The sequence below is a fragment of the Serratia sp. 3ACOL1 genome, from assembly GCF_003668775.1.
GTDB classification, from domain to species: domain Bacteria; phylum Pseudomonadota; class Gammaproteobacteria; order Enterobacterales; family Enterobacteriaceae; genus Chania; species Chania fonticola.
Genome location: NZ_CP033055.1, coordinates 3442245 through 3466524, shown reverse-complemented (window position 1 = coordinate 3466524; position 24280 = coordinate 3442245). Strand labels below are relative to the sequence as shown.

Annotated in this window: 18 protein-coding genes; 13 read left to right on the top strand and 5 right to left on the bottom strand. The window is 55.8% G+C overall.

Annotated elements, in window-relative coordinates:
• Positions 1-57: 57 nt before the first annotated feature.
• From gluQRS to thpR, 4 genes are all read right to left on the bottom strand, one after another.
• Positions 58-969 (bottom strand): tRNA glutamyl-Q(34) synthetase GluQRS, encoded by a 912-nt coding sequence (gluQRS, locus tag D9980_RS15610; protein ID WP_121607787.1) that lies wholly within the window; start codon positions 967-969, stop codon positions 58-60.
• 73 nt (positions 970-1042) lie between these two features.
• Positions 1043-1498 (bottom strand): RNA polymerase-binding protein DksA, encoded by a 456-nt coding sequence (dksA, locus tag D9980_RS15605; RefSeq protein WP_021179742.1) that lies wholly within the window; start codon positions 1496-1498, stop codon positions 1043-1045.
• Between the two features lie 207 nt (positions 1499-1705).
• Positions 1706-2413 (bottom strand): DNA/RNA nuclease SfsA, encoded by a 708-nt coding sequence (gene sfsA / locus D9980_RS15595; protein ID WP_121607786.1) that lies wholly within the window; start codon positions 2411-2413, stop codon positions 1706-1708.
• Positions 2403-2951 (bottom strand): RNA 2',3'-cyclic phosphodiesterase, encoded by a 549-nt coding sequence (thpR, locus tag D9980_RS15590; protein WP_121607785.1) that lies wholly within the window; start codon positions 2949-2951, stop codon positions 2403-2405. The genes sfsA and thpR overlap by 11 nt, the downstream gene beginning before the upstream one ends.
• Before the next feature lie 67 nt (positions 2952-3018).
• On the opposite strand from thpR, the gene hrpB reads away from it, so the two are divergent.
• The 7 genes from hrpB (at position 3019) to D9980_RS15555 (ending at position 14842) form a co-directional block, all read left to right on the top strand.
• Complete coding sequence (gene hrpB, locus D9980_RS15585; protein ID WP_238393730.1) at positions 3019-5469, top strand: ATP-dependent helicase HrpB; 2451 nt, start codon at positions 3019-3021, stop codon at positions 5467-5469.
• Between the two features lie 220 nt (positions 5470-5689).
• Positions 5690-8191, top strand: a complete 2502-nt coding sequence (gene mrcB / locus D9980_RS15580) for a bifunctional glycosyl transferase/transpeptidase (RefSeq protein WP_121607783.1) — start codon at positions 5690-5692, stop codon at positions 8189-8191.
• Between the two features lie 256 nt (positions 8192-8447).
• Positions 8448-10649 (top strand): ferrichrome porin FhuA, encoded by a 2202-nt coding sequence (gene fhuA, locus D9980_RS15575; protein WP_121607782.1) that lies wholly within the window; start codon positions 8448-8450, stop codon positions 10647-10649.
• Positions 10650-10696: 47 nt separating this feature from the next.
• Positions 10697-11494 (top strand): Fe3+-hydroxamate ABC transporter ATP-binding protein FhuC, encoded by a 798-nt coding sequence (gene fhuC, locus D9980_RS15570; protein ID WP_121607781.1) that lies wholly within the window; start codon positions 10697-10699, stop codon positions 11492-11494.
• The gene (gene fhuD / locus D9980_RS15565; RefSeq protein ID WP_121607780.1) at positions 11494-12399 is read left to right on the top strand and encodes a Fe(3+)-hydroxamate ABC transporter substrate-binding protein FhuD; all 906 of its coding nucleotides are present in this window, start codon (positions 11494-11496) and stop codon (positions 12397-12399) included. Before fhuC ends, fhuD begins: the two co-directional genes overlap by 1 nt.
• Positions 12396-14384, top strand: a complete 1989-nt coding sequence (gene fhuB / locus D9980_RS15560; protein WP_121607779.1) for a Fe(3+)-hydroxamate ABC transporter permease FhuB — start codon at positions 12396-12398, stop codon at positions 14382-14384. The genes fhuD and fhuB overlap by 4 nt, the downstream gene beginning before the upstream one ends.
• Positions 14385-14689: 305 nt before the next feature.
• The gene (locus tag D9980_RS15555; RefSeq protein WP_024484362.1) at positions 14690-14842 is read left to right on the top strand and encodes a Hok/Gef family protein; all 153 of its coding nucleotides are present in this window, start codon (positions 14690-14692) and stop codon (positions 14840-14842) included.
• 123 nt (positions 14843-14965) lie between these two features.
• Here the strand turns inward: D9980_RS15555 and metK are convergent, their stop codons facing one another.
• Positions 14966-16120: a methionine adenosyltransferase gene (gene metK / locus D9980_RS15550; protein ID WP_021806239.1), complete on the bottom strand. Its 1155-nt coding sequence runs from the start codon at positions 16118-16120 to the stop codon at positions 14966-14968.
• On the opposite strand from metK, the gene D9980_RS26700 reads away from it, so the two are divergent.
• The 6 genes from D9980_RS26700 (at position 16119) to D9980_RS15520 (ending at position 24241) form a co-directional block, all read left to right on the top strand.
• On the top strand, positions 16119-16265 hold the full coding sequence (locus D9980_RS26700) for a hypothetical protein (protein ID WP_021179752.1): 147 nt from the start codon (positions 16119-16121) through the stop codon (positions 16263-16265). The genes metK and D9980_RS26700 overlap by 2 nt on opposite strands.
• A 749-nt stretch (positions 16266-17014) precedes the next feature.
• On the top strand, positions 17015-18991 hold the full coding sequence (speA, locus tag D9980_RS15540) for a biosynthetic arginine decarboxylase (protein WP_024484363.1): 1977 nt from the start codon (positions 17015-17017) through the stop codon (positions 18989-18991).
• 227 nt (positions 18992-19218) lie between these two features.
• On the top strand, positions 19219-19719 hold the full coding sequence (msrB, locus tag D9980_RS15535) for a peptide-methionine (R)-S-oxide reductase MsrB (protein WP_237737018.1): 501 nt from the start codon (positions 19219-19221) through the stop codon (positions 19717-19719).
• Positions 19720-19739: 20 nt separating this feature from the next.
• On the top strand, positions 19740-20462 hold the full coding sequence (gene msrA / locus D9980_RS15530; RefSeq protein ID WP_121607778.1) for a peptide-methionine (S)-S-oxide reductase MsrA: 723 nt from the start codon (positions 19740-19742) through the stop codon (positions 20460-20462).
• A gap of 357 nt (positions 20463-20819) precedes the next feature.
• Positions 20820-22076 (top strand): HlyD family secretion protein, encoded by a 1257-nt coding sequence (locus tag D9980_RS15525; RefSeq protein ID WP_238393643.1) that lies wholly within the window; start codon positions 20820-20822, stop codon positions 22074-22076.
• Between the two features lie 2 nt (positions 22077-22078).
• Positions 22079-24241: a peptidase domain-containing ABC transporter gene (locus D9980_RS15520; RefSeq protein WP_121607777.1), complete on the top strand. Its 2163-nt coding sequence runs from the start codon at positions 22079-22081 to the stop codon at positions 24239-24241.
• Positions 24242-24280 lie beyond the last annotated feature (39 nt).

Genomic DNA, 24280 nt, shown 5'->3' with positions numbered 1-24280 from the left:
CACCTCGATAGTGACGGATAAAAATGGCGCTAACAAAAAATAGCGGCTAATCATAGCTTACCCCGGCTGTTTTGAGAATGCCGTTGTGTTTTCACACTGTGGGATCGCTTGCTGACGTGGCACATTTGCCAACTGCCAATGCTCAACCGCCCAGCTCAATAATAACGGCAGATCAAGATCTTGCCAGTTTTCTGGCAGCGGTTGGCGCAGAAACTTCAGGGCAGCAACCAGTACTGGCCGTGGATCGCCAGTGGGCAGCGCGGGAGCATGATTTTGCTTCGACAGTTTAATGCCGTTGTTCCCCAGCGCCAGTGGCAAATGCACATAGTCGGGAACCGGTGCCTGTAATTGCTGATACAGCGCAATCTGGCGCACCGTGGGTTCGATCAGATCGGCACCGCGGACGATTTCGGTCACGCCTTGAAAATGATCGTCGATCACCACCGCCAGATTGTAGGCAAACAGGCCGTCGCGGCGGCGGATGATGAAATCTTCCTGTGCCAGCGCCGGATCGGCCCGTAGCTCGCCCTGCAACCGATCGTGGAAGGCATACACCGGGTTTGATTGACGTAAGCGGATTGCGGCACCCTGCGGGCCAAGCCGTAAGTGGCGGCAATGACCATCGTACAAACCGCCGATCTGCTGGATGCGGCTGCGGGTACAGGTGCAGTAATAGCTGAGATCCTGGCGTTGCAGCCAATCAAGGGTTGCGCGGTAAGCTTCAGAGCGTTGGGATTGATAGATGACCTGGCCGTCCCAGTGGAGACCATAGTGTTCAAGTGCGGATAAGATACGCCCGGCAGCTCCGGCGACTTCGCGCGGAGGGTCGATATCTTCAATACGTACCAGCCATTGCCCGCGTTGAGCACGAGCCTGGAGGTAGCTTCCCAGAGCGGCAATCAGCGAACCGAAATGCAGATCCCCGGAAGGCGATGGGGCAAAGCGCCCCACATAGTGACTTGCTAGCATATCTGAAGGGATTGCTTCCCTTAACTCTGTGCGGCGCGCGTTATTGGCACGCGCCGCAGGAGGTAACAACTGCTTAGCCGGCCATCTGCTTTTCGCGGATTTCGGCCAACGTCTTGCAGTCGATGCACAAATCAGCAGTCGGACGCGCTTCAAGGCGACGAATGCCAATCTCCACGCCGCAAGACTCGCAGAAGCCGAAATCATCGTCTTCTACTTTCTTCAGCGTTTTCTCGATCTTTTTGATCAGTTTGCGCTCGCGGTCACGGTTACGCAGTTCGAGGCTGAACTCTTCTTCCTGAGTGGCACGGTCTGCCGGATCCGGGAAGTTGGCTGCCTCTTCTTGCATATGCGACACAGTACGATCGACTTCGTCCCTGAGTTGGTTGCGCCATGCTTCAAGGATGCGCCTGAAATGCGTCAACTGGGCGTCGTTCATGTACTCTTCGCCCGGTTTCTCTTGATACGGCTCCACCCCAGCGATGGCGAGAATGCTCAAGGACGAGGTTTTACGGGTTTGCCCTTCTTGCATATTGCTTCTCCTACATACACACGCACTATACCCTTTAATGCTAGTAGGGTATGTCGAATCCCCAATACGGGGGAAAAACAGGCCGCTATAAATAACAGAAGGGAAGAGGGATGGCAATTATTCCTGTCGCCTGCTTGACAATGGTGTGAAGGAAGGCGTATTTGGCGAAGCAATATCCGGTTGTCGATTTATTTGTGCCCGGCACCGCTAGCCAATAAAAAACGGTAACTTAGCGCTTAGCGAGATACCGTCAGGTGATAATTTTGCCCCGTAACAAACAACTTCCACTCCCAACTGCTGAACCTGCGCTAGTAGCACCGCATAATGCTCATCAATATGATTTGCTGGGGTGACCCGATCGATGCCGCTGTGTAACACGGCAAAGAACAGCACCGCCCGCTGCCCTTGTTCAACCACGTTTTGCAACTCACGCAGATGCTTCTGCCCTCTCAGCGTTACGGCATCAGGGAAGTAGCCCTGTTGATGTTGCAATAGTGTGACTGACTTAACTTCAATATAGCAGTCAACCCGGTTTTCTGCCTGTAATAACAAATCGATACGGCTGTTTTCGTCGCCATATTTCACTTCGCCGGTGATTTTACTGTAACCGGATAATTCACTGATTATATTCTGTTCAATAGCTTCACGAACCAGGGTGTTGGCACGCAGGGTATTGACGCAGATCCAGTCGCCAGCCTGGGTATGTGTCAGCTCCCAACTGTGGGCATATTTGCGTTTGGCGTTGTCCGAAGTGGAGTACCAAACGGTGTCCCCTGGCGTAGCACAGCCGGTCATGGCGCCGGTGTTGGCGCAGTGCAGGGTAAAGGTTTCACCTTCGGGGGTGATCACATCGGCCAGAAAACGTTTGTAGCGCTTGATGAGCGTGGCCGGTTTTAGCGGTGGGTCAAAAATCATGATTTATCCTGTCGGCGAGTGGCCACTGCTCTAATTCGTGATAGCGGGTGCGGCCCTGTTCAAACGACGATTGGTAGAGTGAGAAATGGCTGGCGTTGAACGGCCAACCCGGCGTGCCAGGAGGAATAGCGACCGGCTGGGTTGCTGCCCGCAATAGCGTGATATGGGGATGAAACGGCATCGGGCTTTGATAACAGCCGCTGCGGGCCGCTTGCGAACGCAGCAATTCCGCCAGCTGTAACAGCGCGCGTGGGGGGCGTTTGCTGCCCAACCATACCACTCCGGGGCGCGGCCAGTGGCCAAGATCGTCCAGATTGAGGCTAAAACCCGCCTGCGTGATACGCCCGGCCTGCGTTTTTAGCGCCAGCTCTTTCTGTGCACTGACCTCGCCGAGAAAGGCTAGCGTCAGATGCAGATTGGCGGCGGCCACCGGGCGGCCATCTTCGGGTTTAAATGCCTCGGCCCGCCAGCGGATCACCTGCTGCTGCAAGGCATCGGGTAGCGACAAGGCGAAGAACAGGCGGCGCGAGCTGGACATGGAACCCCGGTAAATGAATGAAATGCTGAGCCTAATGCTACAATGTGCGCTGTCCATTAACTACCCCATGGAGAGTTTTGTGTCCTCACTGCCCGTCAGCGCGGTTCTTGATGAGCTGCTTGCCGCACTGCAATCTGCCCCACAGGTGTTGTTGCATGCCCCCACCGGTGCCGGGAAATCCACCTGGCTGCCGTTGCAGATCCTGGCAAAAGCCGGGCTGCCGGGGCGTATCATCATGCTGGAGCCACGGCGGCTGGCGGCAAAAAACGTCGCTTATCGGTTGGCACAACAGTTGGGTGAAGAACCGGGTCAGACCGTGGGCTATCGCATGCGTGCCGAGAGCAAAAGTGGGCCGCATACGCGGCTGGAGGTGGTGACCGAGGGCATTCTCACCCGCATGTTGCAGCAGGACGCCGAACTGCAGGGTGTCTCGCTGATTATTCTTGATGAATTCCACGAGCGTAGTTTACAGGCCGATCTGGCCCTGGCCCTGCTGCTGGATGTGCAGCAAGGGCTGCGTGACGATCTGAAACTGCTGATCATGTCCGCGACGCTGGATAATGCGCGGCTGTCGCAACTGCTGCCGCAAGCGCCGGTGGTGGTGTCGGAAGGGCGTAGCTACCCGGTTGAACGGCAGTACCAACCTTTGCCAAGCCATCAACGGTTGGAGGATGGCGTTGCCTCGGCGGTGAAGCGTCTGTTGGCTGAGCAATCAGGTTCGCTGCTGTTATTCCTGCCCGGCGTGGCGGAGATTAACCGCGTGCAGGAACGGCTCATTGGCGAGGTGCCAGCGGATACCGATCTCTGCCCGCTGTACGGCGCATTGCCGTTGGCACAGCAGCAAAAGGCGATCCAGCCGGCGCAGCACGGGCGGCGTAAAGTGGTGTTGGCGACCAATATTGCCGAAACCAGCTTGACCATTGAAGGCATCCGTCTGGTCGTCGACAGCGGGCTGGAGCGCGTAGCACGTTATGACGTCCGTAATGGCCTGACGCGATTGGTCACCCAGCGTATCAGCCAGGCTTCAATGATCCAGCGCGCCGGGCGTGCCGGGCGCTTGGAGCCGGGAATTTGCTGGCATCTGTTTGCCAAAGAGCAGGCGGAGCGTGCTGCGGAACATGCTGAACCGGAGATCCTGCAAAGCGATCTGGCCAGCTTCTGGCTGGAACTGCTGCAATGGGGCTGTGTGGATGTGGATCAACTCACCTGGCTCGATCGGCCGCCGTTGGCCGCATTAGCTGCCGCTCGCCGTTTATTACATACCCTGGCAGCTATCGACGACGGTGAGAAGCTCACAACCATTGGTCGTCAAATGGCCGGGTTGGGTTGCGATCCCAGACTGGCGGCTATGCTGTGTGCCGGTGCCAATATGGGAGCCGATGGATTAGCCACGGCGGCGATGTTGGCCGCTTTGCTGGAGGAGCCGCCGCGCAGTGGACAGATGGATATCGGTTATTGGCTGAGCCGCCCCCAGCCACATTGGCAACGCCGGGCGGCGCAACTGAGTAAGCGCTTACCGCAAAAAAGTGGGCAGATTGATGCCGATCTGGCCGCTCCTTTGCTGGCGCAGGCTTTTGCCGATCGTATCGCCCAACGGCGCGGGCAGGATGGGCGCTATCTGTTGGCCAATGGCCTGGGCGCAGCGATGGATCAGGACGAAGCGCTCTCCAGGGCTCCCTGGTTGATTATTCCTAGCCTGTTGCAAGGCCATAACAGCCCGGATGCCCGTATCCTGCTGGCGTTACCCATCGAAATTGATGCGCTGGTGGCGAGGTGGCCCGAGATTGTCAGTAGCCAGACCGCCGTCGAGTGGGATGAGGAAAAGGGCACCCTGCGGGCCTGGAAGCGCCAACAGATTGGCCGCTTGACGCTGCGGGCTCAGCCGCTGGCCAAGCCGGCGGAAGAGGAACTGCAACAGGCACTGATAAACTGGGTCCGCGCCCAGGGATTGGCCGTGCTTAATTGGGATACCTCTGCCGAACAGTTGCGCCTGCGTTTACACTGTGCCCAGCGTTGGTTGCCAGAGGCCGACTGGCCGCCGGTGGATGACGAGACGTTGCTCGACTCCCTGGAAAGCTGGTTGCTGCCGTCATTGAGCGGCGTTCGCGATCTGCGCGGATTAAAGCAGGTCAATATCGCTGAAGCCTTGGCCCGCCGGTTAGACTGGCAGCAAAAGCAACGGCTGGATAATGCCCTGCCAACTCATTATGCTGTGCCGACCGGTAGCCGTTTGCCGATCCGCTACGATGCCGACAAACCGCCGGTATTGGCGGTGCGTTTACAGGAGATGTTTGGTGAGCAGCGTAGCCCAACGTTGGCTGAGGGTCGCATCCCGGTGGTGCTTGAGTTACTCTCTCCGGCGCACCGACCATTGCAGATCACCGGCGATCTGGCCGCCTTCTGGCAAGGGGCGTACCGCGAGGTGCAAAAGGAAATGAAGGGGCGCTATCCCAAGCACGTATGGCCAGACGACCCGGCCAATACCGCCCCCACCAGGCGCACCAAGAAATACCAGTAACGAATTCAGATGTTTCTTCTGTTCAGCCAGATGGCTTAGGGACAGATTAAGCGACAAAATAACGGACCCGTCGTCTTTCAAGCTGCAGCGTTGTTACCTGCACTATCTCACCCCAGCCACTTACCCAAAAGTAAGCTCCTGGGGATGAGATAGTTTGTCGCCTAGCCGCAGCTTGAAATCCATAGGGTATAAATTGCAGCAAGCGTGGAGAAGAACCGCAATGGCTGGGGATGACCGCGAGCCCATCGGGCGCAAAGGCAAACAACCAAAACGTAATGTGCCGCGTAAACCGGCGCGTCGTCAACGTGACGACGATTATGAAGAAGACGAGTATCAGGATGAGTATGACGATGATGAGTACGATGACGACGAAGAGGAACAACGCATGCCGCCCAAGGTAAAAGCGAAGTCGCCGCGTAAAAAGCGCCGTTGGCTCGGCCTGCTGATAAAACTGTTCCTGGTGATTGCGGTGCTGCTGGCGATCTACGGTGTTTATCTGGATTCCCAGATCCGTAGCCGCATCGATGGCAAAGTCTGGCAGTTACCGGCGGCGGTGTATGGCCGCATGGTTAACCTTGAGCCGGGCATGCCGTATAGCAAAAAGGAAATGGTCGCCCTGCTGGAAGGGATGCAATATCGCCAGGTTAGCCGCATGACCCGGCCTGGGGAGTTTACCGTGCAGGCCAACAGCATCGAGATGCTGCGCCGCCCGTTTGATTTCCCGGATGGCAAAGAAGGCCAGATCCACGCTCGCCTCGATTTCCAAAACAATGGCCTGGCGAAAATCGTCAACATGGAAAATCAGCGTAACTTTGGCTTCTTCCGCCTCGATCCGCGCCTGATCACCATGCTGCAATCGCCGAATGGCGAGCAACGCCTGTTTGTTCCGCGCTCTGGTTTCCCAGACCTGCTGGTCGATACGCTAATCGCTACCGAAGACCGCCATTTCTATGAGCATGATGGTATCAGCTTCTACTCCATTGGCCGTGCTGTGGTGGCCAACCTGACCGCCGGGCGTGCGGTGCAGGGCGGCAGTACCTTGACTCAGCAACTGGTAAAAAACCTGTTCCTGACCAACGAGCGTTCGCTGTGGCGTAAGGCCAACGAAGCCTACATGGCTTTGCTGGTAGATTACCGTTATAGCAAAGACCGTATTCTGGAGCTGTATCTGAACGAGGTGTATCTCGGCCAGAGCGGCAGCGATCAGATCCGTGGCTTCCCGTTGGCCAGCCTGTACTACTTTGGTCGCCCGGTCGATGAACTGAGCCTGGATCAGCAGGCGCTGTTGGTGGGCATGGTGAAAGGGGCCTCGCTGTATAACCCTTGGCGTAACCCAAAGTTGGCGCTGGAGCGTCGTAACCTGGTGCTCAAGCTGTTACAGAACCAGGGGGTGATCGACGCTGAGCTGTATAACATGCTGAGCGCTCGCCCGCTGGGCGTACAGCCGAAAGGTGGGGTGATTTCACCGCAGCCTGCGTTTATGCAACTGGTGCGTCAGGAGTTGCAGGCCAAGCTGGGTGACAAGGTTAACGATCTTTCCGGCGTGAAGATCTTCACTACGTTGGATCCGGTTTCACAGGATGCGGCCGAGAAGGCGGTGGAAGACGGTATCCCGGCGCTACGTGCCGCTCGTCATCTGAACGATTTGGAAGCGGCGATGGTGATTGTCGATCGCTTTACCGGGGAGGTTCGCGCCATGGTGGGCGGTGCCGATCCTCAGTTTGCTGGCTTTAACCGTGCTCTGCAGGCGCGCCGTCTGGTAGGGTCACTGGCCAAGCCGCCAACCTATCTGACCGCGCTGTCGGAACCGGATAAGTATCGGCTCAATACCTGGCTGGCCGATCAGCCGCTGTCGATCAAACTACCGAACGGCAGCTCGTGGCAGCCGAATAACTACGATCGCCAGTTCCGTGGCCGGGTGATGCTGGTGGATGCGTTGGCCAACTCGCTCAACGTGCCAACGGTCAACCTGGGGATGTCGGTAGGGCTGGATCAGATCAGCGCGACCCTGCAAAAGTTGGGTATTCCTAAATCGGCGATCACTCCGGTGCCTTCCATGTTGCTGGGGGCCATCGGCCTGACGCCGATGGAAGTGGCACAGGAATACCAGACCATCGCCAGTGGGGGTAACCGTGCGCCGCTGTCTGCCGTGCGTTCAGTGATCGCGGAAGACGGCACCGCGTTGTATCAGAGCTTCCCGCAGGCGGAACGTATGGTGCCAGCACAGGCGGCTTACCTGACGCTGTATGCTATGCAGCAGGGTGTGGCACGCGGGACTTCACGTTCGCTGTCGGTCAAGTTCCCTAATTACAACCTGGCCGCTAAAACCGGTACCACTAACGATCTGCGTGACAGCTGGTTTGCCGGTATCGACGGCAAGGAAGTGGCGATTGCCTGGGTAGGGCGTGACAATAACGGCCCAGCCAAATTGACAGGTGCCAACGGTGCTTTGACGCTGTATCGCCGCTATCTGGAAAACCAGACGCCGCTGGTGCTGAAGCTGCAACAACCGGAAGGCATTAGCCAGATGGGGATTGATTCTGCCGGTAACTTTATCTGTGGTGGCAGCAGTTGGCGCACCATCCCTGTTTGGACTGAAAACCCGCAGGAGCTATGCCAGGCAAGCCAGGCCGAGCAGCAACAAACTCAACAGCAGCAAGCCGGCGAACAGAAAGATGCCGATGGCGTTGCTGGCTGGATAAAAGATATGTTTGGCAAATAAACCCCAGCCGTTATGTTAAGCATATTTATCATTTGATTTTACTGTGTTATCAAGCCCGTAGCGTTCTGTTACGGGCTTTCCTTTCTGTGTTGTTGGTTTTATTTCCACTCTGTTAATGCGGTTACCACACCAATCCCATAGCTTTTTTACGGCCGAAATACGCTTGCAGTTCCGCTAGCCTTCTGCATAAAATGCCGCGCTTATAATAATTATTATCGTTCACATTCGTTATCAAATCACATCAGAGAAACCAGACATGCCGACCAAGCGTCATTCCTCATCACCGGCCAAATCAGGCTTGTTCCCCGTAAGCGTTTTGGCTGCCACGATCGCGGCTACGCTAACCTTGCCTGCGGTTGCAGCTCAGACGACGGCTGCCGCGGATGCCGATACTATTACGGTGGTAGGGGGCGGCAGCGGTGGTGCTTCACAGGAAAGCGCCTGGGGCCCAGTTGGCACCATCGTGGCGAAACGCAGCGCGACCGGCACCAAAACGGATACGCCGTTGGTGAAGACCCCTCAATCGGTGTCTGTGGTCACGCGTGAACAAATGGACGTTATGCAGCCTTCCTCGGTGAAAGAAGCGTTAGGCTTCACCCCTGGTGTGATGGTGGGCAGCCGCGGCAGCTCCAACGTCTATGATGCGGTTTATATTCGTGGTTTTGGCTCGGTCAACCAGAATATCTATCTGGACGGTTTGAAGCTGCAAGGCGACTATTTTAACGAAGCCGTAATCGATCCTTATTTCCTGGAGCGGGCCGAAGTGCTGCGCGGGCCTTCTTCCGTGCTTTACGGTAAAAGCAGCCCGGGTGGGATTATCTCGCTGATCAGCAAGCGCCCAACCACGGAACCGCTGAAAGAAATCCAATTTAAAATGGGTACAGATAACCTGTTCCAGACTGGCTTTGATTTCAGCAATGCGTTGGATGATGACGGCAAGTATTCCTTCCGCCTGACCGGGTTGGCCAAAGACGCTGACGCTCAGCAGGAGATGGCCAAGGAGAAACGCTATACCATTGCGCCTTCATTCAGTTGGCAGCCCGATGAGCATACCAACCTGACGCTGTATTCTTACCTGCAAAACGATCCTAACCTCGGCTACTACGGCTGGTTACCGATGCAGGGAACGGTGGTCAACGCGCCTTATGGCAAGCTGCCAACCAGCTTCAACGAAGGCGAAAAGAGTAACTTCTATTCGCGCCAGACGCGGATGTTTGGTTACAGCTTCTCTCATGATTTCGATGATACCTGGGCCGTACGCCAGAACCTGCGTTATATGCAGTTGCATACCAACCAGAACAATATCTATGGCACTGGCGTAAACGCCGACAACACGACCCTCAACCGTAACTATATCGCTTCGGATGAGCGCCTGAATAACTTCAGCGTCGATACCCAAGGCCAGGCCAAGTTTGCTACTGGCCGTGTGGATCATACGTTGCTGGCTGGCGTAGATTTTATGCGCATGAGTAACGATATTCAGGGCGGCTGGGGCGTGGCCAGTCCACTGGATCTGGCAAACCCGCAGTTTGGTAATTATACCAAGGGGACGTTAAACCCAACCAGTAAGGTCAATGGTCAACGGCAGGTGGGTATTTACCTGCAGGAACAGGCCGAATGGAACCAATGGATCCTGACAGCCGGTACGCGCTATGACTGGGCTAAGAGCACCGTTGAGGATCGCACCGACATGGCTACGATCCCCTACAGCGAGCAGAAAGATCACCAGTCTACCAATCGCATCGGCCTTAACTATCTGTTCGACAACGGCATCTCGCCGTATGTCAGTTACGCGCAATCTTTCGAGCCGAACGTGGGCGCAGGTTATGACGGCAAAGCCTTCGTTCCTTCCAAAGGCGAACAGTATGAAGCTGGCGTGAAATACATGCCAAAAGATCGCCCTGTCTCTGCCACCATTGCCATCTATCAACTGACCAAGTCAAATAACCTGGTCACGGATGTTGAGCATGCCGATAAAGGTTGGTTCCAGCAGCAAACCGGGGAGATCCGCTCTCGCGGCGTAGAGTTGGAAGGCAAAGCGGCGCTGACGGCTAACGTCAACCTGCTGGCGTCCTATACCTATACCGATGCTGAATACACCGAAGACACCACCAACCAGGGCAATACGCCAGCGATCATTCCTAAGCATATGGCCTCGCTGTGGGGAGATTACACCTTCCATGAAACCGCGTTGAGTGGCCTGACGCTGGGTGCGGGTGTGCGTTATACCGGCTCAACCTATGGTGACGAAGCCAACACCTTTAAAGTGCCGGACTACACCGTGTGGAATACCGTGATCAAATATGATTTGGCACGCTTCAACCTGCCAGGTTCTTCCGTAGCGCTTAACGTTAACAACCTGTTTGATAAAGAGTATGTCTCTAGCTGTTTCGCCACCTATGGCTGCTTCTGGGGTGCAGAACGTCAAGTGGTCGCTACGGCAACCTTCAGTTTCTAATCGGCTACCGGGAGCGGCCTTTGGTCGCTCCCCGCCAAGCAGGGCCTATGCAGGATAAACACCTTAATCGCGATGCTACGTTCCAGCTCGACCGCGTGAGCTTTGCCGTGCCAGGGCGGGTGCTGTTACAGCCGCTGTCATTGGCCTTTCCTCAAGGCAAAGTGTGTGGATTGATTGGTCATAATGGCTCCGGCAAATCCACGCTGCTGAAAATCCTCGGTCGTCACCAAAATCCTACCTCCGGCCAGGCGCTGCTTAACGGGCAACCGCTGGGCCAATGGGATAGCAAAGCCTTCGCTCGCCAAGTAGCCTATCTGCCGCAGCAATTGCCCGCAGCGGAAGGGATGACGGTGCGCGAACTGGTCGCCATCGGCCGCTACCCGTGGCACGGCGCGTTAGGCCGTTTCAAGGCTGTCGATCGCGAGCTGGTAGAAGAGGCGATCGGGCTGGTGGGGCTCAAACCCTTTGCCAACCGCCTGGTAGACAGCCTCTCCGGCGGTGAACGTCAACGGGCCTGGCTGGCGATGATGGTCGCGCAGGACAGCCGTTGTTTGTTGCTGGATGAACCGACTTCGGCGTTGGATATTGCTCATCAGGTTGAAGTGCTGGCGTTGATCCAACGCCTGAGCCATGAGCGCGGCCTGACGGTGATTGCAGTGCTGCATGACATCAACATGGCGGCTCGGTATTGCGACCATCTGGTGGCGTTACGCGGTGGCGAAATGATTGCCCAGGGGTCATCGCTTGAGCTGATGCAAGGGCCGGTGCTGGAACAGATCTACGGCATCCCGATGGGCATATTGCCGCATCCAAGTGGCGGTGCACCAGTGAGCTTCGTTTATTAATGCCTACCTCTGCCGATTTTCATCATGATCCGCTGCGCCGGCGTTTATTAACGGCGATGGCATTATCGCCTCTGCTGTTCTCTTTACCGTCGCGAGCGACAGATTTGCCCGATATCACCCGCATCGCGGCATTGGAGTGGCTACCGGTCGAGCTGCTGATCGCACTGGGCGTGATGCCGCAGGCGGTTGCCGATATCCACAACTACAACCTGTGGGTACAAGACCCTCGGTTGCCGGACTCGGTGATCGACGTCGGTCAACGTACCGAACCTAATCTGGAGCTGTTGCAACAGCTCAAACCTTCTCTGATCCTGCTTTCCAAAGGCTATGGTCCTTCGCCACAAAAACTGCAGCCTATCGGCCCGACCATGGAGTTTGGCTTTAACGACGGCAGCGGTAAACCGCTCACCGTGGGCAAAAACTCGTTGCTGCAATTGGCACAGCGGATAGGTCTGGAGGCGCGGGCTACCCAACATCTGCAACAGTTTGATGCTTTCATGCTGGAGGCGCGTAACCGCCTGGCGGGGTACCGGCAACAGCCGCTGCTGCTGTTTTCTTTGCTCGATCCTCGGCACGTGTTGGTCATCGGCCAGAAGAGTCTGTTTCAGGAAGTGATGGATCAGCTAGGCATCGAGAATGCCTGGCACGGGGAAACCAACTTCTGGGGAACTTCGGTGGTGGGGATAGAACGTCTGGCGACAATAAAAAATGCGCGAGCGATTTATCTCGATCACGGTAATCAAGCCATGATGGATAAGGTCAGCAAGACGCCGCTGTGGCAGGCCTTGCCGTTTATCCGTCAGGGCCAACTGCGGCAGGTGCCAGCGGTGTGGTTCTACGGCGCCACGCTGTCGGCCATGCGTTTTTGCCGCTTGCTGGAGCAGGCGCAGGAGACCCGCTCATGAGTGCACGCCTGCGTATCTTGCCGATAGCGCTGATCCTGCTATTGCTGGCAGCGGCGGGTGGCCTGACGCTCTTCAACCTGCTGCATCAACTGCCGTGGGACCAGTGGTCACAGGCGTTGGTACAACCAGACATCGACAATGTCGATCAGATGCTGTTTCACTACAGCCTGTTGCCACGCCTGTCGGTGTCGTTGCTGGTGGGGGCCGGACTGGGATTGGTCGGCGTACTGTTCCAGCAGGTATTACGCAATCCATTGGCGGAACCCGCCACGCTCGGCGTGGCTGCCGGGGCTCAGCTAGGCTTGACGATTGCCACACTGTGGATGCTGCCTGGGGGCGAATTGACCCGACAGCTGGCGGCGATGGTCGGTGCCATTGTGGTCGGCGGGTTGGTGTTCGGCGTTGCCTGGGGCAAACGGATGTCGCCCGTGACGTTGATTCTGGCCGGTCTGGTTCTTGGGCTGTACTGCGGTGCGGTCAATAGCCTGCTGGCGTTGTTCAATTACGATCAGCTGCAAGGCCTGTTCCTGTGGAGCACCGGTGCGCTAAATCAGCAGGATTGGGGGACGGTGCAGTTTATCCTGCCGCGCTTGCTGCTGGTTGCCGTGCTGGCCGCGTTATTGATCCGACCGTTAACGCTGTTAGGGTTGGACGACGGCGTGGCACGTAATCTGGGCCTAGGCCTGGCAATGTCGCGCTTTGCCGCGTTGGCGGTGGCGATTGTGTTCAGCGCCATGTTGGTCAATGCGGTCGGGGTGATCGGTTTTATCGGCCTATTTGCCCCGTTGATGGCCAAGATGCTGGGAGCTCGCCGTCTGGCGCACCGCATGATGCTGGCTCCGCTATTGGGTGCATTGCTGCTGTGGTTGACCGATCAGGTGATGATCTGGCTGACATTGGTATGGCGTGAAATCCCGACCGGCGCGGCAACGGCACTGATTGGTGCACCGTTGTTGCTTTGGCTACTGCCACGCTTACGCAGCAGCGCAACCCCGCCGCCGATGGATCTTGGTGACAGAGTGCCTGTCGAACGTGGCAACTTGCCGATATGGATCCTGCTGGGGAGCGTTTTACTATTGGCCGGGATTGCGGTGGCGCTGATGTTTGGGCAAAACCCCCACGGCTGGCACTGGAGCGTAGGCAGTGAATTACAGGCGTTGATGCCTTGGCGCTGGCCACGAGTGGTTTCTGCCCTGGCGGCCGGGATGATGCTGGCGGTAGCCGGAACGCTGATCCAGAAACTGACCGGTAACCCGATGTCCAGCCCGGAAGTGCTGGGGATCAGTTCCGGCGCAGCTTTCGGCGTGGTGGTGATGCTGTTTATCGTCCCTGGTGATGCTTTTATCTGGCTGTTACCCGCCGGGAGTCTGGGGGCGGCGGCTACGCTGTTGATCATCATGATTGCGGCTGGGCGCGGCGGATTCTCTACCGAACGTATGCTGTTGGCGGGGATCGCCCTCAGCACCGCCTTTAGTACCACCATTTTCCTACTGCTGGCCAGTGGCGATCCCCGTATGGGGGGGCTGTTGGTGTGGCTTTCCGGCTCTACCTACTCGGTGGATGCTCCGCAGGCAATACGTACGGCGGCGATTGCTGGCGTGTTGATAGTGTTGGCCCCGCTGTGTAGACGTTGGCTGACAATTCTGCCGTTGGGCGGCGCTACAGCACGTTCCGTAGGGATTGCCCTGACGCCGACCAGGCTGAGCATTTTGCTGCTGGCGGCAACGCTGACCGCGATGGCAACGCTAACCGTTGGGCCGCTGAGCTTTATTGGCCTGATGGCACCGCATATGGCCCGCATGTTGGGATTCCGCCGGGCGCTGCCGCAGATGGTGATTGCTGCGTTGCTAGGCGGCCTGCTGATGGTGTTTGCGGACTGGTGTGGCAGGATGGTGATGTTCCCTTACCAAATCCCCGCCGGGCTGCTGGCGACCTTTATTGGCGCGCCGTACTTTGTCTATCTGCTGCGTAAGCAAACTTCGTAGACTATCTCGGGTTACCACCATTGCCATCAAGGGCTCAGCATTGCTGGGCCCTTGGTTTTTCAGGCAGTTGCAAAGCATTGCGTGGCATTGCGCAAAGTTGGTATTTAGCTGTGAAACAGCCGCCAGTCGGGCTGGAGAGGTGAATATACTGCGGGTGGGTGCTCTGGATCTTTGTATCTGGAGCCTGAGCGAAAGGTACAAAGAGAAAAGCCCCGAGTCGATAATATCAACCCGAGGCCAACTCTAACGCTCGACAACGTTAGGTTAGCTTCTTACTCGCCGCGAGGCAAGGATAAGGAGGCATGATGCCAAACAGAGGAGATATCGTAAAACTGGTCGTTATCTGTACCACGGTGATCTTGTTGGTATGGATAACGCGCAGCAAACTTTGTGAGCTGCGCATTCGATCGGGCAACACGGAGGTTGCGGCCATTTTGGCCTACGAATCCGAACGGTAAGGCAACCCAACGGCGGGGGGCTGCTCCCGCCCGTTGGTTGTAAGCGTACAGATCTATGAGCACCCATCTACAAACTAAAACGGCGAGCCTCAGGCTCGCCGTTGTTACGTCTAACGCTCAGGCTTACTTCAAACCAGCCGCTTCACGCAGCTGGGCTGCCTTGTCGGTCGCTTCCCATGGGAAGTGTTCGCGGCCAAAGTGGCCGTAAGCTGCGGTTTCGCGGTAGATCGGTTGCAGCAGATCCATCATCTGGATCAGGCCGTATGGGCGCAGATCGAAGAATTCACGCACCAGCAGGGTCAGTTGCTCGGTTGAGATCTTCTCGGTGCCGAAGGTTTCCACCATGATGGAGGTAGGTTCCGCTACGCCGATAGCGTAGGACACCTGGATCTCACAGCGATCTGCCAGACCCGCAGCCACGATGTTTTTTGCCACGTAGCGTGCAGCATACGCCGCAGAGCGGTCAACCTTGGAAGGATCCTTGCCGGAGAACGCGCCGCCACCGTGACGTGCCATGCCGCCGTAGGTATCAACGATGATTTTACGGCCAGTCAGACCACAGTCACCCATTGGGCCACCGATAACAAAACGGCCGGTTGGGTTGATGTGGTATTTGGTGCCTGCGGTCAGCCACTCGGCGGGCAGTACCGGCTTGATGATCTCTTCCATCACCGCTTCTTGCAGATCTTTCAGCGCGATATCATCGGAGTGCTGGGTGGACAGAACCACGGCATCAATACCGACGATTTTGCCATCGTCATACTGGAACGTGACCTGGCTTTTGGCGTCTGGGCGCAGCCAAGGCAGGGTGCCATTTTTACGCACTTCGGCCTGGCGCTGAACCAGACGGTGGGCATAAGTGATTGGCGCAGGCATCAACACGTCGGTTTCATTAGAGGCATAACCGAACATCAAGCCCTGATCGCCAGCACCTTGCTCCAGCGGATCGCTACGGTCAACACCCTGGTTGATATCTGGGGATTGTTTACCGATGGCGCTCAGTACGGCACAGGAGTTGGCATCAAAGCCCATATCGGAATGGACATAGCCAATCTCGCGCACGGTTTTGCGGGTGATCTCTTCGATATCGACCCAGGCGCTGGTGGTGATCTCGCCGCCAACCAGCACCATGCCGGTTTTCACGTAGGTTTCGCAGGCTACGCGGGCTTTTGGATCCTGTTCCAGGATGGCATCAAGAACGGCATCCGAGATCTGATCGGCAATTTTATCCGGATGTCCTTCGGAAACAGATTCGGACGTGAAGAGGTGTTTAGCCATGGTGTTCTTTACCTTGCAAAAGACGGGTTGGAAATTACTGCACAGCGCTGGAGATCCGGGCATCAAAGCGAAGGGTCTTCCGCTGATGGCGAGATGCATCCTGCAACGCCCCTCAGGCAAAGCCGTTAAGCAGTTTATCGGTTAATCAGTATAGATGGATTAACATCTGGACGTCTATTTTAGGTCAGCCTTTAGCCGGATTGCCAGCAATTTTTTGCCCTAACGCTCTTTTGGGCAAACCGCTTGCCGCCATTTTCATCGCTTGAAACAGTTTCTGGCGAATTTTCATTTTGCATTTTGCCCGGGGGTCCGGTATAAACTGCGCGCGCGGTTCATTTGGTGCACAGCGTGTTGCAGAAAATTGAAACTTTCTGTAAACCCGGCAACGCCGCGCCATGATCTACCGTAGGTACCCAATGATGGGGCCGCCGCTTCATTGAACGTTCACGTTCTTATACTATATAGAGGCTTTGTCGTTCATCGCGAGCGGCATGCGTGGAGGTGGTTGGATTAATGATCCGTTGTCTACTGGTTGTTGGTTCTCAACAGCAGTGCCGTTCTGGCGCGCATTCTTGTGCTATTTCCCGTCTTGTCTCTACACCATCTACCCGATGTTACACACATCTGGGCGCTACTCAGGATTCTCGGGCCGGTTAACGGCTGTCTGAAGCACTGAACAAGGGTAGCCTACAGCTCTCCTGTGGGATGATTCTTTACCCGATTCACGAGGTTTGAACAGGGTGTCTTACAATAAATCTATTGGGTATAAACCGATCGCTGACCACGAACGGCAGGTGAATTCACTGCTAAAATGGGGTGTTTCCGGGTTGTTCTCGCGGGTTGTAGCTGCGATAGTGGCTGACTATATCGTCAGTATGCAAGGTGAGGCGAGTAATGTCTGAAGATATGCCGATCCAACGCCCGTCAGTAGCGGGTGATAATTTATCTTTACGCTCCATGCAGGAGGTTGCCATGAATGATCGTAATGCCAGCAAGATGCTGCGCACTTATAACGTCGCCTACTGGGGCAACAATTACTTTGACGTCAATGAGTTGGGCCACATCAGCGTGTGCCCGGACCCAGACGTCCCGCATGCGCGCGTCGATCTCGCCGAGTTGGTGAAAGAGCGCCAAAAAGATGGCCAGCGCCTGCCCGCCTTGTTCTGCTTCCCGCAGATCTTGCAGCATCGTCTGCGTTCCATTAACGCCGCGTTCAAACGTGCGCGTGAATCCTTCGGCTATGAAGGTGGCTACTTCCTGGTTTACCCGATCAAGGTTAACCAGCACCGTCGCGTCATTGAATCACTGGTCAACTCCGGTGAACCACTGGGGCTGGAAGCCGGTTCCAAGGCGGAACTGATGGCGGTACTGGCCCACGCCGGTATGACCCGCTCGGTGATCGTCTGTAATGGCTACAAAGACCGTGAATATGTTCGTCTGGCGCTGATCGGTGAAAAGCTGGGGCACAAAGTGTACCTGGTGATCGAGAAGATGTCGGAAATCCAGATGGTGCTGGAAGAAGCTGAGCGCCTGAATGTGATCCCACGCCTGGGTGTGCGTGCCCGCCTGGCCTCACAAGGGGCAGGTAAATGGCAGTCGAGCGGTGGCGAAAAATCCAAGTTCGGTCTGGCAGCCATTCAGGTATTGAAACTGGTGGAAACCCTGCGTGAAGCGGGCCGCCTGGATAGCCTACAACTGCTGCATTTCCACCTGGGTTCTCAGTTGGCCAACATTCGCGATATCGCCACTGGCGTACGTGAGTCTGCGCGTTTCTACGTAGAGCTGCATAAGCTGGGTGTTAACATTCAATGTTTCGACGTGGGTGGTGGCCTGGGTGTGGATTATGAAGGCACCCGTTCGCAGTCCGACTGTTCGGTCAACTACGGCCTGAATGAATATGCCAACAACGTGATTTGGGGGATCGGTGATGCCTGTAATGAGCATGGCCTGCCGCATCCAACGGTGATCACCGAGTCTGGCCGTGCCGTAACTGCCCACCATACGGTGCTGGTTTCCAACGTCATTGGCGTTGAGCGCAACGAATTCTGTGAGCCGGTTCCTCCGGTCGAAGATGCGCCGCGCGCGCTGGAAAGCATGTGGGAAACCTGGCAGGAAATGAACGAGCCGGAAAACCGTCGTTCGCTGCGTGAATGGTTGCACGATAGCCAGATGGATCTGCACGATGTGCATACCCAGTATGCCCATGGCATGTTGGATCTGACCAAGCGTGCCTACGCCGAGCAGCTGTATCTGAACATCTGCAACAAGATCCAGCAGCAGCTCGATCCAAGCAATCGTGCGCACCGGCCAATCATTGATGAATTGCAGGAGCGGATGGCGGACAAGTTCTACGTCAACTTCTCACTGTTCCAGTCGATGCCGGATGCCTGGGGTATCGACCAGTTGTTCCCGGTCTTGCCGTTGGAAGGCTTGGACAAGCCGCCGGAAGGCCGTGCGGTATTGCTGGATATCACCTGTGACTCCGATGGCACCATCGATCACTATATTGATGGTGACGGCGTAGCCACCACCATGCCGATGCCCCCGTACGATCCGGAAAACCCGCCTCTGCTTGGGTTCTTCATGGTTGGTGCCTATCAGGAAATCCTGGGCAATATGCACAACCTGTTTGGCGATACGGCTTCGGTAGACGTGTTTGTGTTCCCTGATGGCAGCGTAGAGACCGAGCTGTCTGATGAAGGCGATAGCGTAGCCGACATGCTGGAATATGTGCAGCTCGATCCGATCGCGCTGCTGGCTAAATTCCGCGATCAGGTGAAAGAAACCGATCTTGACGCGGAGTTGCAGGCTCAATTTGTCGAAGAGTTTGAGGCCGGTCTGTATGGCTATACTTATCTCGAAGATGAGTAAGCTATCCCGATAAGCTGACATACTTTCTCTCCAGGAGCGCGGCAGAGGCTGCGCTCCTTCATTTACCCTTCTTAGCCCTTACCCCGCCAAATTAGAAATTCCATTTAAACTTTCAACGTATTAATGCAGCGTTCCCAGTTATCACAAATTTGTGAACTCTCCGTGAGGATTTGGTCACGACTTTCTCTGTAGTTTGTCATTGTCGGTGAATAGCACCAGAGGTAACGATGATGATCAACAGACGGTATTTTATTCTGGGCGGTGGGGCACTCTCTGTGGCCTATGCCGTAGGCTTGCTGCCTGCACTTTTTTCTCGTTCGGCGATGGCGGAGTCGTTTGCCGTCAACTATACCGCAGAGCAATGGCGGCAACGGCTCTCCGCCAGCCAATATGCAGTTTTGCGCGAGGAAGGCACAGAGCCACCTTACAGCAGCCCGCTTAACGAGGAGCACCGCGATGGTCAGTTTGCCTGTGCGGGTTGCCAGCAGGCGCTGTTTTCTTCCCACACCAAATTTGACAGCCATACCGGCTGGCCCAGTTTCTGGCAACCTCTCGAACAGGCGGTGGCGACGCGTAAGGATCGAACGCTGGGCATGGTCCGCGAAGAGGTGCATTGCAGCCGCTGCGGCGGGCATTTGGGGCACGTATTTGATGATGGCCCGCAACCCACCGGTTTGCGCTACTGCATGAATGGCATCGCCATGCTGTTCACGCCAAGCTCGGTCTGACCAGAATAGTGAGGAATAATATGAGAAACGTAGACAAAACGCTGCCATCGCTAGGTAAATACGGCATATGGGGCGCGGTATTGGTTGCCGCTGGATTCTGTTTGCAAAGCGTTGCCTGGCCACTGGGTGATGCCGAGGCGGCGGTAGAGATCCCTGCGCCGGTAAAAGACGAAGCGCCAACGGCATCGCGCACGGAAACCGCGATCTTTGCCGGCGGTTGTTTCTGGGGCGTGCAGGGGGTTTTCCAGCACGTTAAAGGCGTGACCAATGCCATATCCGGTTATACCGGAGGTACGGCACAAACGGCTAATTATGAGGCCGTCAGCGGAGGGGATACCGGCCATGCAGAGTCGGTACAGGTCACCTTTGATCCACAGCAGATTACCTATGGCCAACTGCTGCAAATCTATTTTTCGGTAGCACATAACCCAACCGAGCTCGATCGCCAAGGGCCGGACAGCGGCACGCAATATCGCTCAGCCGTTTTCCCACTGACGGCGTCACAACAGCAGGTTGCCAAGGCTTATATTGCACAGCTGGATGCCAGTAAACGCTTTGCCAAACCGCTGGTGACCCGCATTGAGGACAAGGGTCATTTTTATCCTGCCGAGGCTTACCACCAAAACTATCTCACCCTTAACCCGGAACAACCCTATATCGTGGTGAATGATTTGCCGAAGGTAAAACAGTTACAGCAGCTGTTCCCAACGCAATATCGTGCAGATCCGGTGTTGGTGAAATAATAACAGTCTCTGTTGTAATATATTAGCCAGTGGAGTTTTCCCAGTAGCCTCAAGCCATCTCCCCGGAGATGGCTTTTACTTATTTATTTTACGTTATCAATCAACTAATAATAGTTGACGGTGTTGTTGAGTTGTTCTGTTTATTTTGGTAATTTCATTGTTAAAGAAAACCTCTGTTCAAAAATCAAGTAAATAACAATCTGTCACTTTTAATTAAATAACTAATGCTCAAGTGTCGATTAGTAATAATCGCTATTAATTTCATTTACAGGGAACGGTAATATTTATGGTTAATAATAGATTGCTGGAACAGCGTTATATCACCGGCAAGACGATTAAATTGGCTGATCCAATCACGTGACGCGTCTCTACCGCCAGGCCTATTTTGCCGCCCAGGCCACGCGAGCCGAAGGGGGGATTTTGATTTCCCCCAGTCCGGATATGACGCTTTATGCCTGTGCCAGCGTGCTCTTGGTGGTTGCATTAATCGCTTTTTTAATCGGTGGCGAATATACCCGTAAAGCCCGTTTGGAAGGTGTCGTGATGCCTTCAACCGGAGTCGTCAAAGTAGTTGCGCGTACGCAAGGGCGGGTTGAGGCCTTGTTGGTTAACGAGGGCGATGAGGTTGCAGCAGGCCAATTACTCTACCGGCTAAGTGGTGAGCGCTATGACGGCCAGGGGTTGGCCACCTTGGCGACGCTGAAAAACTCCCTGGCGCAGCAGTATCAGATGTTGGTGCAGCAACAGCATCAGGAGGTTGCCGCCATTACCCTGCAGATACAGGGATTACGGCAGCGGGCAAGCCAACTGAAGGATGAACTGCGCAGCGCCGATGGGGCTCTGAAACAGACGCTGCGCCAGGCGGCGTTAACCCGCTCAATGATGGAGCGTTATCACCGTTTGGTGCGGCAAAAGTATGTCTCCGAGCTTGAGTATCAGCAAAAGCAGATTGAACTGGCGGCGGCGGAAGGTTATGTCGAAAACCAGCGGCAGGTACAACAGCGCCTGAAGCGTGAGTTGACCTCGGTTGAAACGGATCAGGGGAGTTTGTTGCAGCAGGGGCAAAGCCGCCGGGTGGAGCTGGATCGGTTACTACAAGGGATCCGTCAGCAACAAATAGAGTTGCAATCACAGGAGGAGAGCACGCTGGCTGCCCCGGTGGCAGGGCGTGTTGCTGCGGTGTTGGTCAAGGCGGGGCAAACGGTCAACCAAAATGAGCCGCTGTTAACGCTGGTGCCACAGGCGGCCCAAATGCAGATTGAGCTGTATGCGCCGAGCAAGTCCGTTGGGTTTATCAAGCCTCATCAGCGGGTTGGCCTGCGTTTCGCGGCTTATCCTTATGAAAAATTTGGTGTGCAGTATGGCACGACGCGGGAAGTGACCCGCATCAGCCTCAGCCCGACAGATGTCATGCCGCATAACCCGGTGGTGTGGAAAGAAAACGAGGGGCATTACCGGGTGATTGTCGTGCCAGATAAACCCAGCGTGACCGTATATGGCCATCAGGAATTACTGCGCACCGGGATGGTGGTGGCAGCAGATATCGAGCTGGACAAGCGGCGACTGTACGAATGGTTGCTGGAACCGTTATGGAGCCTGCAAGGAAAAATATAGCCATGGAATGGACCGAGCATTTGCACCTGAATTTGCATTGGCGCCGCCGCTTGCCGTTGATCCGTCAAACCGAGTCGGCGGAATGTGGGGTGGCCTGCCTGGCGATGGTCGCCGGTTGGCACGGTTATCGTATTGACCTCCCCAGCCTGCGTGCAAGATTCAATGTTTCGACGCAGGGCATGACTTTCGTGCATTTGATGGAATGCGCTCAGAACCTGAAATTAACAGGTCGTGCAGTACGTTTAGAGCTGGAGGAACTCGGCCAACTGACCGTACCCTGCATTTTGCACTGGGATCTCAACCACTTTGTAGTGCTTAAACGGGTACGTGGCAACGAGATCGAACTGCACGATCCGGCACGCGGGGCGGTTAACATGTCGTTGGTAGAGGCTAACCGTCATTTTACCGGTGTCGCGCTGGAACTGACGCCAACCCATGACTTTGAGCAGCGTGACGAACGCAAGAAAGTGCGGCTAACCGAATTGGTCGGCAAGACCGTAGGGTTGAAGGCTGCGTTGGCGCGCATTTTCTGCTTTGCCCTGGCGTTGGAAGTCTTGGCCTTGCTTAGTCCGTTGATCAATCAGATCGTGATCGATGAAGTCCTGGTGGCGCTGGATGATAGCCTGCTGGTGCTGATCGTCATTGCCATGCTGCTGATGAGTGCGACCCAGACGTTGATTGGCCTGGCCCGGCAATGGGCCACCATCACCATGGCGGTCAATTTCAATATGCAGTGGACGGCCAACGTGTTCCATCACCTGCTGCGTCTGCCGATCGACTGGTTTGAGAAGCGTGACATTGGCAATGTCAGCGCCAAGTTTGATGCGGTCGATACCATTCAGGATACGCTCACCACCAGCATCCTTGAGGCGCTGCTAGACGTATTGCTGGTGGTCGGTACCTTGGGCATGATGTTGCTCTACAGCGTGTCGTTATCCATGCTGGCGTTAGGCGCGGCGCTGATTTATGGCTTATTACGCGTGTTATGGTTTCGCACCCTGCGCCGGGCAGCAGAGGACAGCTGGACTGCGGGTACCCTGGAATCAAGCCACTTTCTGGAAACGCTGCATGGCATGCTTAGCCTGCGGGTTAACGGAGCGCTGGCCCAGCGGGAATCTGCATGGCGTAACCTGAATATCGCCAGACGTAATAGCCAACTGCGTGAGCATAAGCTGGCCATCGGCTACGACATCATTAACCAGGTCATTGGTAGCCTGGTGGGTGCGGCGGTGCTGTGGTTTGGTGCCAATTCGGTGCTGTCGGGCTCGTTTTCGATCGGCATGCTGGTGGCGTATATGTCATTTCAAGGGCGTTTTTCCGCCAGCATCAATGGCCTGATCGATAAGGCGTTTGCCTGGCGAATGCTGGATGTCTATAACGAACGGCTGGCAGATATTGTGCTGACCCAGAAGGAGGGCGGTGCTCAGGCGGCAGAATCTCTTACCGTAGCTTTCCCCGTGCAAAGAGAGGATCGCCCGGTTATTGAACTGGAAAATATCACCTTCAGCTACGGCCAGGGAGGTAATGATATCCTGGCTGGAGCGGCGTTGCGTATTATGCCTGGGGAGGTGGTGGCGCTGGTAGGGCGCTCCGGCTGCGGGAAAACCACCCTGGCGAAGATCCTGCTGGGGCTTTACCCGCCAACGGCCGGGAGGTTGCAGGTGTTTGGCATCGATCATCATCATGCGGGCTATCGGCAGGTTCGCCAGATGATCGGCGCGGTGATGCAAGAGGATCGGTTATTCCGTGGGGCAATACTCGACAACATCACTTTTTTCTCTCAACACAGCGATCTGGATTGGGCGCAACACTGTGCTCAACTGGCACAGCTGCATGAGGATATCATCGCGTTACCGATGGGCTACCAGACGTTGATTGGGGAAATGGGGAATTCGTTATCGGGGGGCCAAAAGCAGCGGCTGCTGTTGGCCCGGGCATTATACAAACGCCCACGGTTACTGATCCTGGACGAGGCAACCAGCCATCTTGATGTCACCAATGAAATCCTGATCGGCAGCACTTTGCGCAACCTGGGCTTAACCATCCTGCTGATTGCTCACCGGCCTGAGACGATAGCCTCTGCCGATCGAGTGGTCGAACTCGATGCTGGCAGGTTGGTTGTTCCTTCTTCTGCATCTGCAGACAACGGGCACCTTGAAGAGTGAACCAATTGCGGCGATAATCTATCCATTGAAACAGACATC

Excerpts from the sequence above, each read along its gene's own strand:
- gluQRS (WP_121607787.1), bottom strand. The coding sequence starts at position 969 with ATGCTAGCAAGTCACTATGTGGGGCGCTTTGCCCCATCGCCTTCCGGG.
- dksA (WP_021179742.1), bottom strand. The coding sequence starts at position 1,498 with ATGCAAGAAGGGCAAACCCGTAAAACCTCGTCCTTGAGCATTCTCGCC.
- sfsA (WP_121607786.1), bottom strand. The coding sequence starts at position 2,413 with ATGATTTTTGACCCACCGCTAAAACCGGCCACGCTCATCAAGCGCTAC.
- thpR (WP_121607785.1), bottom strand. The coding sequence starts at position 2,951 with ATGTCCAGCTCGCGCCGCCTGTTCTTCGCCTTGTCGCTACCCGATGCC.
- hrpB (WP_238393730.1), top strand. The coding sequence starts at position 3,019 with ATGGAGAGTTTTGTGTCCTCACTGCCCGTCAGCGCGGTTCTTGATGAG.
- mrcB (WP_121607783.1), top strand. The coding sequence starts at position 5,690 with ATGGCTGGGGATGACCGCGAGCCCATCGGGCGCAAAGGCAAACAACCA.
- fhuA (WP_121607782.1), top strand. The coding sequence starts at position 8,448 with ATGCCGACCAAGCGTCATTCCTCATCACCGGCCAAATCAGGCTTGTTC.
- fhuC (WP_121607781.1), top strand. The coding sequence starts at position 10,697 with ATGCAGGATAAACACCTTAATCGCGATGCTACGTTCCAGCTCGACCGC.
- fhuD (WP_121607780.1), top strand. The coding sequence starts at position 11,494 with ATGCCTACCTCTGCCGATTTTCATCATGATCCGCTGCGCCGGCGTTTA.
- fhuB (WP_121607779.1), top strand. The coding sequence starts at position 12,396 with ATGAGTGCACGCCTGCGTATCTTGCCGATAGCGCTGATCCTGCTATTG.
- D9980_RS15555 (WP_024484362.1), top strand. The coding sequence starts at position 14,690 with ATGCCAAACAGAGGAGATATCGTAAAACTGGTCGTTATCTGTACCACG.
- D9980_RS26700 (WP_021179752.1), top strand. The coding sequence starts at position 16,119 with ATGGTGTTCTTTACCTTGCAAAAGACGGGTTGGAAATTACTGCACAGC.
- metK (WP_021806239.1), bottom strand. The coding sequence starts at position 16,120 with ATGGCTAAACACCTCTTCACGTCCGAATCTGTTTCCGAAGGACATCCG.
- speA (WP_024484363.1), top strand. The coding sequence starts at position 17,015 with ATGTCTGAAGATATGCCGATCCAACGCCCGTCAGTAGCGGGTGATAAT.
- msrB (WP_237737018.1), top strand. The coding sequence starts at position 19,219 with ATGATGATCAACAGACGGTATTTTATTCTGGGCGGTGGGGCACTCTCT.
- msrA (WP_121607778.1), top strand. The coding sequence starts at position 19,740 with ATGAGAAACGTAGACAAAACGCTGCCATCGCTAGGTAAATACGGCATA.
- D9980_RS15520 (WP_121607777.1), top strand. The coding sequence starts at position 22,079 with ATGGAATGGACCGAGCATTTGCACCTGAATTTGCATTGGCGCCGCCGC.